The organism is Citrobacter sp. Cu096 (assembly GCF_030332285.1).
Taxonomy (GTDB): domain Bacteria; phylum Pseudomonadota; class Gammaproteobacteria; order Enterobacterales; family Enterobacteriaceae; genus Citrobacter; species Citrobacter meridianamericanus.
Map to the genome: position 1 here is coordinate 103,369 of NZ_JAOWID010000030.1, position 14,975 is coordinate 118,343.

At 50.6% G+C, this 14,975-nt stretch carries 11 protein-coding genes; 5 read left to right on the top strand and 6 right to left on the bottom strand.

Going from position 1 to position 14,975, the window contains the following annotated elements; all coding sequences use genetic code 11:
- Positions 1-302 precede the first annotated feature (302 nt).
- Entirely contained in the window at positions 303-2,573 is a 2,271-nt protein-coding gene (locus OGX99_RS14820; RefSeq protein WP_210904484.1) for a bifunctional diguanylate cyclase/phosphodiesterase, read from the top strand.
- On the opposite strand, the gene ppx is transcribed toward OGX99_RS14820, so the two are convergent.
- From ppx to purM, 4 genes are all read right to left on the bottom strand, one after another.
- Positions 2,553-4,094 (bottom strand): exopolyphosphatase, encoded by a 1,542-nt coding sequence (gene ppx, locus OGX99_RS14825; RefSeq protein WP_286544058.1) that lies wholly within the window; start codon positions 4,092-4,094, stop codon positions 2,553-2,555. The genes OGX99_RS14820 and ppx overlap by 21 nt on opposite strands.
- 4 nt (positions 4,095-4,098) lie before the next feature.
- Entirely contained in the window at positions 4,099-6,165 is a 2,067-nt protein-coding gene (ppk1, locus tag OGX99_RS14830) for a polyphosphate kinase 1 (RefSeq protein WP_286544060.1), read from the bottom strand.
- 212 nt (positions 6,166-6,377) lie between these two features.
- Positions 6,378-7,019 (bottom strand): phosphoribosylglycinamide formyltransferase, encoded by a 642-nt coding sequence (gene purN / locus OGX99_RS14835; protein ID WP_101741993.1) that lies wholly within the window; start codon positions 7,017-7,019, stop codon positions 6,378-6,380.
- The gene (gene purM, locus OGX99_RS14840; RefSeq protein WP_003838485.1) at positions 7,016-8,053 is read right to left on the bottom strand and encodes a phosphoribosylformylglycinamidine cyclo-ligase; all 1,038 of its coding nucleotides are present in this window, start codon (positions 8,051-8,053) and stop codon (positions 7,016-7,018) included. The genes purN and purM overlap by 4 nt, the downstream gene beginning before the upstream one ends.
- Before the next feature lie 420 nt (positions 8,054-8,473).
- Here purM and OGX99_RS14845 point away from each other — a divergent pair, with 420 nt between their 5' ends.
- From OGX99_RS14845 to OGX99_RS14860, 4 genes are all read left to right on the top strand, one after another.
- Positions 8,474-9,904, top strand: coding sequence for a 6-phospho-beta-glucosidase (locus tag OGX99_RS14845; RefSeq protein WP_252837829.1), 1,431 nt, complete (start codon positions 8,474-8,476; stop codon positions 9,902-9,904).
- A gap of 183 nt (positions 9,905-10,087) precedes the next feature.
- On the top strand, positions 10,088-10,714 hold the full coding sequence (upp, locus tag OGX99_RS14850) for a uracil phosphoribosyltransferase (protein ID WP_003037929.1): 627 nt from the start codon (positions 10,088-10,090) through the stop codon (positions 10,712-10,714).
- A 96-nt stretch (positions 10,715-10,810) separates the two neighbouring features.
- On the top strand, positions 10,811-12,100 hold the full coding sequence (uraA, locus tag OGX99_RS14855; RefSeq protein ID WP_003037932.1) for a uracil permease: 1,290 nt from the start codon (positions 10,811-10,813) through the stop codon (positions 12,098-12,100).
- Between the two features lie 95 nt (positions 12,101-12,195).
- A complete protein-coding gene (locus OGX99_RS14860; protein ID WP_211924219.1) occupies positions 12,196-12,897 on the top strand; it encodes a DnaA inactivator Hda in 702 nt (233 codons plus the stop codon).
- 34 nt (positions 12,898-12,931) lie between these two features.
- Here the strand turns inward: OGX99_RS14860 and arsC are convergent, their stop codons facing one another.
- Both arsC and bepA read right to left on the bottom strand, forming a co-directional pair.
- On the bottom strand, positions 12,932-13,291 hold the full coding sequence (gene arsC, locus OGX99_RS14865; protein WP_151224079.1) for an arsenate reductase (glutaredoxin): 360 nt from the start codon (positions 13,289-13,291) through the stop codon (positions 12,932-12,934).
- A gap of 12 nt (positions 13,292-13,303) precedes the next feature.
- Positions 13,304-14,767: a beta-barrel assembly-enhancing protease gene (gene bepA, locus OGX99_RS14870; protein ID WP_252837828.1), complete on the bottom strand. Its 1,464-nt coding sequence runs from the start codon at positions 14,765-14,767 to the stop codon at positions 13,304-13,306.
- Between the last annotated feature and the right edge of the window lie 208 nt (positions 14,768-14,975).

Consider the following 14,975-nt stretch of genomic DNA (forward strand, 5'->3'; position numbering starts at 1 on the left):
GGCATACTGTGGGGCAATGGTCAATTTTTCGTTATGTAAAATTGCTTCAGTTGTTTCATCCTCATATGTTATGAAAATTAATATTATTATTTGCATTAATAATGAATTAACGATAAGAAACGATGAAAAGAGTAATAATTGATTAATGAGAGTCTTTTTTTTTGATATATGTCAAACGTCACTGTTTGATGATAACTAAAATCGATGAGACATCGTAATGTATTTAACTTTATCGTTTAGAGTCAGGTGGGATGCCTGTCTGAATACCCCCTGCAGGATGTGCGGGATTCTACTGAGCATCTATGAAACTCAAAAAACATTATATTGGTATGAGAGATAGATGGTGGGCGTTACCTCTCATCTTACCATCTTTGCTGTTGCCTATATTGAGCACTGCTAATACCTATGCCCATATTAGTTCTGGGACCGTAATTCTTTTCTACATGCCTTTGGCGTTGATGATTAGCCTGATGCTATTTTTTGGCTGGGCGGCATTGCCGGGAATTATCATTTCCATTATCTGCTACAAATATCCGCAGGTTGGGTTATTTGAAACGCTCTCAATAATTTCGCACTTTATTGTTACGATAGTGCTGAGCTGGGGAGGGTATAAAGTATTTGCTCCCCGGCGGAACAACGTATCTCACGGTGACTCTCATCTGATGTTTCAGCGCATGTTTTGGCAGGTCTTCTGCCCGGCGACGCTGTTTCTGATCCTCTTCCAGTTTGCCGCGTTTGTGGGCGTTTATGAGAGTAAATCCGGCATGGTGGGGGTTATGCCCTTTAATACTGGCACGCTGATCAACTATCAGGCCATGCTCGTCGGGAATCTGGTTGGGGTTCCTTTGTGCTACTTTATTATTCGCACGATCCGCAACCCTTTGCATGTCAGAGGCTATTTTTCTCAATTAAAGCAGCAGTTTGATAACAAAGTTACCAAAACCGAGTTTGCGATCTGGCTGATTATATTGGCTGTACTTATGGCATTACTGTGTATGCCATTAAATGAACAAAGCTCAATATTTAGCACAAATTATACGCTGTCGCTGTTGCTACCCGTCATGCTCTGGGGAGCAATGCGTTACGGCTACAGATTTATTTCGCTGATATGGTCTGTCGTACTTATTACCGCAATTCATTATTACCAGCGTTATATGCCCTGGTATTCTGGCTACGATACCCAGCTTGCCATTACCTCGTCGAGTTATCTTGTTTTCTCCTTCATCGTGAACTTCATTGCCGTACTGGCAACGCGCCAACGCTTTGTTACCCGGCGCAATCATCGTCTGGCATTCTTTGATCCGATGGTGCATCTGCCAAATTTGCGCGCATTGAACCGGGATTTGAAAAAAACGCCATGGTCAGTACTCTGCTTTTTGCGTGTTCCGGGCATGGAGTTACTGGTAAAAAATTACGGCATTATGCTGCGTATCCAGTACAAGCAAAAACTCTCACAGTGGATAACGCCACAGTTGGAACAGGATGAGCATGTCTATCAGCTATCGGGTAATGACTTAGTTTTGCGTTTTAACACCGAGTCTCATCAGGAGCGCATTGAGGCCCTGGACAGGCATATCAAGCAGTTCCGTTTTATTTGGGATGGCATGCCTTTACAGCCGCAGGTGGGGATCAGTTTTTGCTATGTCCGTTCTCCTGTTAACCATATCTATCTGTTACTGGGAGAGTTAAGCACCATTGCCGAACTTTCTCTGGCGACCAATGCGCCAGAGAACTTGCAGCGCCGGGGCGTAATGCACTTGCAACGTGATCTGAAAGATAAGGTTGCGATGATGAATCGTCTACAGCAGGCGCTGGAGCACAATCGTTTTTTCCTGATGGCGCAGCCGATTTCTGGCGTACGCGGCGATGTTTATCATGAAATCCTGCTGCGTCTTGAGGGGGATGACGGTGAAACCGTCGCCCCTGATTGCTTCTTGCCGGTCGCGCATGAGTTTGGCTTGTCGTCCAGTATTGATCTATGGGTGATTGAAAATACGCTGAAGTTTATGGCGCAGAATCGGGAAAAAATGCCCGCCCGTCGGTTTGCCATTAACTTGTCACCCACGTCGATATGTCGCGCCCGACTTCCGCATGACATCAACCAGCTACTGGTTAAGTACAAGGTTGAAGCATGGCAGTTGATCTTTGAAGTTACGGAAAGCAACGCCTTAACCAATGCGGAACAGGCACAGGCAACGTTACTGCAGCTGCAATCTATGGGCTGTCAGATTGCGATTGATGATTTTGGCACCGGATACGCCAGCTATGCGCGGCTGAAGAATGTGAATGCCGATATCCTGAAAATTGACGGCAGCTTTATTCGCAATATCGTTTCGAACAGCCTCGACTACCAAATCGTGGCTTCTATTTGCCATCTGGCGCGGATGAAAAGAATGCAGGTGGTTGCAGAGTATGTTGAAAGTGAAGAAATACGCAGTGCGGTAATTTCGCTGGGAATTGATTACATGCAGGGATATTTGATTGGTAAACCCCTGCCATTGCATGAAACGCTGGAAGAACAGGCGCCAGTTGAACTGGCACCTGCTGAGAGTTTATGCGGCGATATCGGGTGAGCTTTCTTCTTCAATTTTGAGACGCCAGCCGGTTACGCCCTCCCAGTATTGCTGCTCTTTTTCCAGATCGAGCAACACCAGCGCATTTTGGCTAAACCAGTCATGCGGGAAGCGTAAGGTCCAGTGGTTGTCGTCGGTTATCAGAGTCAGGGATGGCGGCGTAGTAGTCGCCTGGCGCTGATTATTCAGCAGCACGCCCAGGCGCAACAACTGAATTAACGGCAGAAACTGTTTTTTCTTGAATAACGTAAAGCGAGGCAAGTCATCCAGTTTCACCGCTTTGCGATGATAACGAACTAATGTTGCCATCATCAGCTGTTGTTCCTGATTAAACCCCGGTAAATCGCTGTTTTGTAAGATATAAGCAGAGTGGCGATGTAAACCGCTGTGGTTGATGTTCAGCCCAACCTCATGCAGCATCGCTGCCCAGCGCAGTAACGCTTCCAGTTGAGGATTGGCCAGTTTTGGCTGCTGCGTATGCCACTGGTCGTACATTTTCATCGTCGTTTCCAGCACGCGCCGGGCCTGTTCGCTGTCGATGTTGTACTGATTCGCCAGACTGCTGGCGGTACGGCTGCGAACGTCCTGGTGGCGAAAACGTCCTTCCATCTCATACAGCACGCCTTCGCGTAGCGCGCCATCAGAAAGGCGAAGTTCGCGGATCGCCAGTGCGTCAAAAACGCCGCACAGAATCGCGAGCCCGGGAACAAATACCGCCTTTCGCTCCTCTGACAGCCCCGGCAGGCTGAGCGCATCAAATGAGGCATGCTTCAGCACTTCAAATGTAAGTTTGTCCAGGCGTTCGGGGGTGATAAAACCGTCTTTTTCACCCATCTCCAGCAGCACTTCGTGTGCCGCTTTAATCGTGCCTGACGCGCCCATTGCGACATTCCAGCCCTGAATGCGAAACTGCCACGTTAAGGTTTCGAGCTTCTGCGCTGCTGCCATGCGGGCACGCTGAAAGTTTTCCCGGCTGATAACACCGCCCGGGAAATACATCTGGGCAAAACTGACGCAGCCCATACGGCGGCTTTCGACCAGCCTGGGCTCGAAATCTTCGCCGATCACCAGTTCTGTTGACCCACCGCCGATATCAATAACCAGCTTGCGGCCTTTTTCCGGCTGGGTGTGTTCCACACCCATAAAAATCAGTCGGGCTTCTTCATTACCGGAAATAATCTCAATCGGGTAGGGGATGACTTTTTCTGCTCGCTTGAGAAAATCGGTCGCATTTAGCGCCTGACGTAAAGTATGGGTTCCCACGATGCATACGCTTGACGGGGGAAAGCCCTGCAGACGTTCGGCAAATAGCGACAGGCAGCTTAATCCGCGTTCCATTGCCTCTTCGCTCAGTTTGTTATCTTCGCCGAGGCCATCCGCCAGGTGAACGCGTTGTTTCAGTCGTCCGATTATCTGCATTGCGCCATCAACCACGCGGGCAATGACCATATGGAAACTGTTTGAACCAAGGTCGACCGCAGCAAATTCCTGCGGCCGTGGAGTCTTGTCGTGTATTGGCATAGCGTTAGTCAGGTTGCTCGAGTGATTTGATGTAATCGTAAATCGCCAATTGTGACTGAACTTTACGGCGGTTTCCGCGCGGTACGTAGCGATTACTGAGTTCTTTATCGATGAAGCGAGCCTTCACCGTGTCGCTGAACAGGATATCGATAATATCCAGCACGCGCTGCTTAAGACGAGGGTCCAACAGCGGAGTGGCGACCTCGATACGATAGTCGATATTGCGGGTCATCCAGTCTGCGGAGGAGAGGTATACCTGCTTATCGCCACCGTTTTCGAAAATATAAACCCGGTCGTGTTCAAGGTAGCGGTCAACAATGCTTATCACGCGAATATTGTCACTGATACCTTCCAGGTTTGGGATCAGAGAACACATACCGCGAATCAACAAATTAACCGTTACGCCTGAGCTTGAGGCCGCATAGAGACGATCAACCAGGCCTTTATCGACCAGGTTATTCAGTTTTAGTGTGATACCAGAAGGCTGGCCTTGCTGTGCATTAGCGATCTCTTTGTCGATCATCGCGTACAGCAGACGGCGTGAGTTCTGCGGAGAAACCAGCAGATAATCGAACGTCACCGGACGATACGGGTTTTCGATGAAGTTGAAAACCCGGCGAACCTCGTTGGTGATGCGCGAATCAGCGGTAAGCAACGAGTAGTCGGTATACAGTCGCGCCGTTTTTTCGTTGAAGTTGCCCGTCCCGATATGCGCATAGCGCACGACTTCATCACCTTCTTTACGTGAGATAAGGAACAGTTTGGCATGAATTTTCAGACCCGGCGCAGAGAAGATAACGTGAACGCCCGCTTCGGTAAGACGTTTGGCCCAATGGATATTGGCTTCTTCATCAAAGCGCGCCTGTAATTCCACGACCACGGTCACTTTTTTACTGTTATGCGCGGCATGGATCATCGCGTCAATGATGCGCGAGTCTTTTGCCACACGGTAGATATTGATCTTTATCGCCAGTACGCTTGGGTCGAAGGAGGCCTGACGCAATAGTTCGAGAACATGCTCAAAGGTGTGATATGGGTAATACAGCAGTACATCGCGTTCACGGATTGCATCAAATCCGTTACGGAATTTCTCGTTGTCGAACCAGATGTGGCGCAGACGTGGCAGCGGTTTATTTACCAGGTTGGCTTTGCCAACGTTGGGGAAGTTAATAAAGTCTTTGAAGTTATGGTAACGCCCGCCTGGCACAATCGAATCGTAGCGAGAAATCGTCAGTTTTTCACGCAGTACCTCAACCAGCGCATTGGGCATGTCGCGCTGATAGACGAAGCGTACAGGCTCTGCGGTCAGACGCTGTTTCAGGCTGGATGACATCAGCTCCATCAGGCTCGATTCCATCTCGTGCACCAAATCGTATTCAGCGTCACGGGTCATTTTCATCGAATAGGCGTTCAGCGCATCGTAATCAAAGAATCCTTTGAAAATGTCGTCAAGGCAGTAACGTAAGATGTTGTCCAGGAGGATCATCGGTTTGCGACGGCGCGGAGTTTCCGGCGGCAGATTCACAAAACGGGGAACCTTATCAGAAGGGATTTCCAGCAGCGCGTAGCGGATTGTATCGCCACGGATAATTTCCACCGCCAGATAGGTGTAGTCATCTTTCAGAAACTGAACTAAATCCGTCTCGCGATTAATCAGAATCGGCGTAATGTGCTGGCGGAGATATTGCTTGAAGTAATGGCGTAACCAGCTCTGTTGATTGGCCGACAGCTGACGTTCGTTGATGAGGAAAATCTGATTGCGCGCCATCTCCAGCAACAACTCGTTGTACAGTCCGTCAAATTCCTGATCGGCTTTTAATACGCGAGCCTGGATTTTGCCCAACAGATGGCGGGAGTGAGAGTTTGAACCCTGTTCTTCGCTAATAATGATTCGGCGCTTCAGTTCGGCAAAGCGAACCTTGTAAAATTCGTCGAGGTTGTTGGAATAGATGCCTAAGAAACGCATCCGTTCGATCAACGGGTTTGATTTATCAGCTGCTTCCTGGAGTACGCGTTCGTTGAACGCTAACCAACTGAGTTCTTTCTCTATGTATAGCTTTTCCTGACCCATTACCACTTTTACTCCGTTTCATTCACGGGACACTACCGATTTATTATGGCGAGCATTGCTCTCAGATGTCCAACTGTGCCAGAAAAATATGACAATAAACCGTCTGATAGCAAAGAGAAAGGGGGAGCATAGATGAATACCGGAGATGTTAACCGGAAAAGGTATTTATGCCTGTAGACCGGAGGGTGAGATCCGGTTTACAGGTTTTTTTATTATTCGTCGGCGGCGTAGCCTTGTGGCGGCAGACGAACGCCGTCCAGCCATGCAGCGTTATCACGCATCTTCAGTCGACCATCGGTAAACCAGCTTACCACCAGCGGATAAATGGTGTGCTCCTGGGCCTGAACCCGTGCCGTGACATCATCTTCGCTGTCGCCTTCAAATACCGGAACCTTGGCCTGGAGAATAACCGGTCCACCGTCCAGTTCATCGGTGACGAAGTGGACGGAGGTCCCATGCTCTTCATCGCCATTTTCCAGCACCTGACGGTGCGTGTGCAGGCCTGGATACTTCGGCAATAAAGACGGGTGGATATTCAGCAATCGTTCAGAATAGTGTGCGACAAACGCCGGGCTGAGGATGCGCATATAACCGGCCAGCACCACCACATCGGGTGCCCAGGCGTCAATCTCTTGCATCAGTTGGCGGTCGAAGGCTTCGCGACTGGCAAACTGGGCGGCTTCCAGCGAGTACGCCGGAATATTCGCTTCGCGTGCGCGTTCAAGGCCGAACGCATCGGCCTTGTTACTGAATACTGCACGTATGGTGCCATTGATTTTTTTCTGTTCGCAGGCGTCAATTATCGCCTGCAAATTGCTTCCGTTGCCGGAAATGAGCACCACAATGTTTTTCATTCAATAACCACACGCTGTTCGGAATCAGAAGCTTTGATGATACCGATTTTCCATGCGTTTTCACCTTTCTCATTGAGCAAAGCCAGGGCTTTGTCCACTTCCGGAGCTGGCAGGGCGATAACCATGCCTACGCCGCAGTTAAAGGTGCGATACATCTCATGCTGGCTAACGTTACCCGCCGTTTGCAGCCAGTTGAAGACGGCTGGCCATTGCCATGAAGATTCGTCGATCACGGCCTGCGTGTTGTCTGGCAGAACGCGTGGAATATTTTCCCAGAAACCGCCGCCGGTCAGATGGGCAATGGCATGCACATCAACCTTCTCGATCAGTTCCAGAATGGATTTTACGTAAATGCGGGTCGGGGCCAGCAAGTGATCGGCCAGCGACTTGCCTTCGAGCTCGGTGGTTTCCGGGTCACAACCGCTGACTTCAACAATTTTACGCACCAGAGAGTAGCCGTTGGAATGCGGACCGCTGGAGCCGAGCGCAATCAGTACGTCGCCGTCAGCCACTTTAGAACCGTCGATAATTTCTGATTTTTCGACGACGCCAACACAGAAGCCCGCCACATCGTAATCTTCGCCGTGGTACATCCCCGGCATTTCTGCCGTTTCCCCGCCGACCAGTGCACAGCCAGACTGCAGACAACCTTCCGCAATCCCGTTAATGACGCTGGCTGCGGTATCTACATCCAGTTTGCCGGTCGCATAGTAGTCGAGGAAAAACAGCGGCTCAGCACCCTGAACGACAAGATCGTTCACGCACATAGCGACAAGGTCAATACCGATAGTGTCGTGACGTTTCAGATCCATTGCCAGACGCAGTTTTGTGCCAACGCCATCAGTGCCGGAAACCAGTACCGGTTCACGATATTTTTGCGGCAATGCGCACAGCGCACCGAAGCCACCCAGACCACCCATAACTTCCGGACGACGCGTTTTCTTTACTACGCCTTTGATTCGATCAACCAGAGCATTACCTGCATCAATATCAACACCGGCATCTTTGTAGCTAAGAGAGGTTTTATCGGTCACTGCCTGCTTCCCCACATGTTTACTTGCAGTAAAAGTTAAATTCGGCGCAATTCTAACAGGGAAAGCAAACGTTTGCGAGCCTGCTCTGCATCAAGTTTTATCTGCTGATTTTTTCAGCATTTTACAATCATTTATCTATTTGTTTGAACTGCGCCACGAAAATGAAACCGGGTACAGTCTTGTGCTTGAAACCTGCCAGCCGAATGCACAGTATCGTACTGAAACCGGTTTCTGTTTTCTGTTACGAACCTCATTTATACCCTAAATAATTCGAGTTGCAGGAAGGCGGCGACGCAGCGAATCTCCAGGAGCGTACATAAGTACGTAACTGGAGTGAGCGAGAAAAGCCAACGCACATGCAGCTTGAAGTATGACGGGTATAGAGCGTTTTGCGCAGACTCATCACGATAGGGGAAGGGGATGTCAGGATTTAAAGCAGATTTCATGTGGGGTGGCGCTGTCGCTGCTCATCAACTGGAAGGTGGCTGGCAGGAGGGCGGTAAAGGAATTAGCGTTGCCGATGTCATGACGGCGGGGGCGCATGGTGTGGCGCGTGAAATTACTGACGGTGTCATTGCCGGTAAAAATTACCCTAACCACGATGCCATCGATTTTTATCATCGCTATAAAGACGACATAAAGCTGTTTGCCGAAATGGGGTTTAAATGTTTTCGTACTTCTATTGCCTGGACGCGGATTTTTCCCTTAGGCGACGAAGCGCAACCCAACGAAGCTGGCCTGCAGTTCTATGATGATCTGTTCGACGAATGTCTGAAATATGGCATTGAGCCGGTGATTACGTTGTCGCACTTCGAGATGCCCTACTATCTGGTGACGGAATATGGCGGCTGGCGCAACCGTAAGCTGATCGACTTTTTTGTCCGTTTTGCCCGGGTGGTTTTCACTCGTTACCAGCACAAAGTGAAGTACTGGATGACGTTTAATGAGATTAACAATCAGGCAAATTATCACGAAGACTTCGCGCCCTTTACTAACTCTGGTCTGAAATACCTGCCCGGTGAAGATCGCGAACCGGTCATGTACCAGGCGGCGCACTATGAGCTGGTAGCGAGCGCGCTGGCAGTAAAGGCCGCACGTGAGATAAATCCGGCGCTGCAAATTGGTTGCATGATTGCGATGTGCCCAATTTATCCGCTGACCTGTGCGCCGAATGACATGATGATGGCGATGAACGCCATGCACTGCCGCTACTGGTTCACTGACGTACACGTGCGCGGCAAGTATCCGCAGCATCTGATGAACTATTTCGAACGCCGTGGCTTTTTACTTGATATCACCGAGGAAGATCGCCAGGTACTGACTGAAGGCTGCGTTGATTACATTGGCTTTAGTTATTATATGTCTTTCGCGACGCAGGCTACGGCAGATAATCCACAGCTGGATTACGATGAGTCGAAAAGCCTGGTTTCTAACCCGTACGTGCAGAAGTCGGACTGGGGCTGGCAGATTGATCCGGTCGGTTTGCGCTATTCCCTGAACTGGTTCTGGGATCACTATCAACTGCCGCTGTTTATTGTAGAAAACGGCTTTGGTGCGATTGACGTGCAGCAGGCCGACGGCTCGGTGGATGATTCCTATCGTATTGACTATATGGCCGCGCATATCCGCGAAATGAAAAAAGCGGTGGTGGAAGATGGCGTGGATCTGATGGGCTATACCCCGTGGGGCTGTATTGATTTAGTCTCGGCCGGGACGGGGGAGATGAAAAAACGCTACGGTTTTATCTATGTTGATAAAAATAATGACGGGAGTGGGACATTAGCACGCTCGCCGAAGAAATCTTTTTCCTGGTATCGAAACGTCATCCAGAGCAACGCTGAAAATATTTAAAATTCATAGTGTTGACAATAAGCCCCGACCTCAAAGCGGGGCTTGTTTTATACTCATCATCCGGACGCAAACGATTTTGGTTGATCCATATCAAGCGTATGCAGTGTTGCGCCAGAGACGAAAAGCGGTATAATCCGGCGATTTTTTTTGTGGTTGCCACTCGTCTGAGGAAAGGAGAAGAGTATGAAGATCGTGGAAGTCAAACACCCACTCGTCAAACACAAGCTGGGACTGATGCGTGAAAACGACATCAGCACTAAACGCTTTCGTGAACTCGCCTCGGAAGTTGGCAGCCTGCTGACTTATGAAGCAACCGCTGGTCTGGAAACCGAAAAGGTGACCATTGAAGGCTGGAATGGTCCGGTTGAAGTTGACCAAATCAAAGGTAAAAAAATCACCGTTGTGCCAATTCTGCGTGCGGGCCTGGGCATGATGGAAGGCGTACTGGAAAACGTTCCAAGCGCGCGTATCAGCGTGGTAGGTATGTACCGCAATGAAGAGACGCTGGAGCCGGTTCCATACTTCCAGAAGCTGGTTTCTAACATTGATGAGCGTATGGCGCTGATCGTTGACCCGATGCTGGCAACCGGCGGTTCGGTTATCGCTACCATCGACCTGCTGAAAAAAGCAGGCTGCAGCAGCATTAAAGTACTGGTACTGGTTGCCGCGCCGGAAGGTATCGCGGCGCTGGAAAAAGCGCACCCGGATGTCGAGCTGTACACCGCCTCCATCGATCAGGGACTGAACGAGCACGGATACATTATTCCTGGGCTCGGCGATGCCGGCGATAAGATTTTTGGTACCAAGTAAATGAATAAATAAAAAGAAGCCGACTTTAAGAGTCGGCTTTTTTTTGAATAAAACAACCCAATCGCTAATAACAAACAACACTCAGAGGAAAACACTATGACGCGCCGTGCTATCGGGGTGAGTGAAAGACCGCCGCTTTTACAGACAATCCCGCTTAGTTTGCAGCACCTGTTCGCCATGTTTGGCGCAACGGTACTGGTGCCAGTCCTGTTTCATATCAACCCTGCTACCGTTCTGCTGTTTAACGGCATTGGTACGTTACTGTATCTCTTTATTTGTAAAGGTAAAATTCCGGCTTACCTCGGTTCCAGTTTCGCGTTTATTTCCCCGGTTCTGCTGCTGCTGCCGCTAGGGTATGAAGTGGCGCTGGGCGGTTTCATTATGTGTGGCATCCTTTTCTGCCTGGTTTCATTCATTGTTAAGAAAGCCGGTACTGGCTGGCTGGATGTAATGTTCCCGCCTGCGGCTATGGGCGCAATCGTTGCCGTCATCGGTCTGGAGCTGGCAGGGGTCGCTGCGGGCATGGCGGGATTACTGCCTGCTGAAGGACAAGCGCCAGACTCAACAACCATCATCATCTCAATGGTGACGCTGGCGGTGACGGTATTTGGTTCCGTACTGTTCCGTGGCTTTATGGCGATTATCCCGATTTTGATTGGGGTGCTGGCCGGTTACGCGCTCTCCTTCGTGATGGGCGTCGTGGACACCACGCCGATAGCGCAGGCTCACTGGTTTGCTCTGCCAACGTTTTACACACCGCGCTTTGAATGGGTCGCTATTCTGACCATTCTGCCTGCGGCGCTGGTGGTTATTGCTGAACACGTCGGGCACCTGGTGGTAACGGCGAATATCGTAAAAAAAGATTTGATTCGCGATCCAGGCTTGCATCGTTCTATGTTTGCTAACGGCTTGTCGACGGTGATCTCCGGCTTCTTCGGTTCTACGCCGAACACCACGTACGGCGAGAACATCGGCGTTATGGCGATTACCCGCGTTTACAGTACCTGGGTTATTGGTGGCGCGGCGATTTTCGCCATTCTGCTCTCTTGCGTGGGTAAACTGGCTGCGGCGATCCAAATCATTCCACTGCCGGTCATGGGCGGCGTATCTCTGCTGCTGTACGGCGTGATTGGTGCTTCCGGTATTCGCGTGCTAATCGAGTCAAAAGTTGATTACAACAAAGCACAGAACCTGATCCTGACCTCGGTTATTTTGATCATCGGCGTCAGCGGCGCGAAAGTTCACATCGGTGCTGCTGAGCTGAAAGGCATGGCGCTGGCGACTATTGTGGGTGTCTGTCTGAGCCTGATTTTCAAAGTTATCAGCCTGCTGCGTCCGGAAGAAGTGGTGCTTGACGCCAAAGATGCCGACACTGAGCAACAGTAAACCTTTGACCGGGCGGCGACGCTGCCCGGTTCTATCGCGATGCATTTCTGTGTTAAACTCAACGCGATTTTATGAAATCCTGGGTTGAGGTATCTCTGAACACACCGGCACAGCTCTCTTTGCCACTTTATCTGCCTGACGACGAAACTTTCGCAAGTTTCTGGCCGGGGGATAACTCCTCTTTACTGGCTGCACTGCAAAATGTGCTGCGTCAGGAACATAGCGGGTATATTTATCTTTGGTCGCGTGAAGGCGCTGGCCGTAGCCATTTGCTGCATGCAGCCTGTGCGGAACTGTCTGCGCGGGGCGATGCGGTAGGCTATGTGCCGCTTGATAAGCGCACCTGGTTCGTCCCCGAGGTGCTTGACGGTATGGAGCATTTGTCGCTGGTCTGCATCGACAACATCGAATGCGTGGCCGGCGATTCGCTATGGGAAATGGCGATCTTCGATCTCTACAATCGCATCCTGGAGTCGGGGAAAACTCGGCTGCTGATCACCGGTGATCGCCCGCCAAGGCAGCTCAATTTGGGGCTGCCAGATCTCGCTTCGCGCCTGGACTGGGGGCAAATCTATAAGCTACAGCCGCTTTCTGATGAAGATAAACTGCAGGCGTTGCAATTACGCGCCAGGCTACGTGGGTTTGAACTGCCGGAAGATGTGGGACGCTTTCTGCTTAAGCGTTTGGATCGGGAAATGCGTACGCTGTTTATGACGTTGGATCAACTTGATCATGCATCAATCACCGCCCAGCGTAAGCTGACCATTCCGTTCGTAAAAGAGATACTGAAGCTGTAAGCGCCGCAGCCAAAAGACTGCGGCAGGTTTCAGGTTAACCGACGATTTCCAGTACCTGCTCCGGGGGACGTCCAATTCGTGCCTGGCCTTTGGCAACCACAATGGGGCGCTCCATCAGTTTCGGGTTTTCTACCATTGCCTGAATCAGCGCATCTTCACTCAGGTTTTTGTCCGCCAGGTTAAGTGACTTATAGAGATCTTCTTTCTGGCGCATCAGCTCACGCGCGCTGGACATGCCCAGCATCTGCAGAAGTTCACGCAGGGTCGCGGGGTCAGCCGGGGTTTCCAGATATAGCACCACTTCCGGATCCACGCCGTTGGACTTCAGTAATTCCAGTGTTTCACGGCTCTTGGAGCAGCGTGGGTTATGGTAGATTTTAATCGCGTCGGACATTTTTCTTTCCTGTTACATCTTGGTGTACGGTTTAAAGCGTTCTTGCAGCTGGCGTAGCTGGTCGATACGGGCATCGTATCTGGCCTGTTGTTGACTGCCCAGTTTCACCTGGGAACTTGCGCTGCTGAGCATCGAAATCGCCTGATCCAGACGTCCGGCGAGGGCATACCCTTCCGCGCGCGCCGCCAGCTCCTGATCGCGGTTGTTCAGGCTAGCTTCCGTTTGCGCTAACAGATCCCAACCGTTAGGGTCATCCTTATGGTTAAATGTATAGCGATTCAGGATGGTTGCCGCTTCTTTGGCTTGTCCGCCCTGTAGATACGCATTCGCCAGGTTAAGCTGCAGTACCGGGTTGGTTCGCAGGTCACGGGCGTTTTTCAGCCGGTTAATGGCGTCGCTGGTTTTCTTCTGGCCGAGATCGATATCCGTTGCCAGGTCGAGATACCAGGCATTGTTTGCATCCGCCGCCAGCAGCGGTTGCAGCGCTTTACGCGCCTCGTCATATTTGCTGGCTTCCATCGCCTGCAATGCACGCCCATACTGGGCGGCACGTTGTTCACGTACGTTGCCTTTCGACCAGTTACTCAGCAGGTCATCGGTCAACTGGTTACGACCCGAGTTGTACATGCCCAATGTTCGCGCCTTAGCAAGATAAAAATCTTCCGATGATTGGACGACAACCGGACGCATCTGGTTGGCGCGGTTACGGGCATCCGCCAGACGGCTTTCAGGCAGGGGGTGAGTCAGCAAAATTTCCGGCGGACGCGAAGAGTAACGGGCCTGATCGAGCAGTTTTTCGAGGAACGTTGGCATGGCCTGGGGATCAAAGCCCGAACGTTGCAGTACCTGAATACCGATACGGTCTGCTTCCTGTTCATTTTGTTGCGTAAAGCTAATCATACCCTGACGTGTACCTGCCAGCGTACCGGTCAGCGCAGCCATACCCGCCTGCGGGCTGGCCATCGCCAATAAAATTGAACCTAACGCTCCAACCCACGTTAACGGCGCGCTGCGTTTCTGATCTTCCATTGCACGTGCCAGGTGGCGCTGAGTGACATGGGAGATTTCGTGCGCCATGACCGATGCTAACTGGCTTTCGTTATCGGAATAGCGGAATAGTGCGGAGTGCAGGACAACGTTGCCGCCAAAGAAAGCAAAGGCGTTGATTTCATCGTTGTTAATCAAAAAGAAGGTGAAGGGCGTTTTTACCGAGTCGGCGTGCGAGACCAGACGCATACCCAGAGAATTAATGTATTGGGTCAGCAACGGATCGTTAATTAATGGCGCACTACCGCGCAGCTGGCGTACGTAATAATCGCCCATCTGCATTTCCTGTCCTATGGAAAGCGTACTCCCTGCCGAGGTTCCCATATCAGGCAGGGTGTCCGCGGTGTCTGCAAATGCGGGCGCGACCTGACCGATAGTCAGTGCGGCAATGAGGGTAGCAACCAGGTTTTTTTTCAACTGCCTGAACATAACCTCTGTCCTGTATTCTTTTTTGAGATAGCCATTTGACCAATGCCGTGAAGTATCGTTCACACTCCGCAAGCTTAGGGAGTGTAACTGCGAAACCTGACGATGAACACCCAGGAAAAATGTCTTTTCACTTTGCGTAATCAGCCATAAAAAGCGAAGTCTTTTTTGTGACATTTCGATACAATTCGGGATCGCAATCCCGCTATTG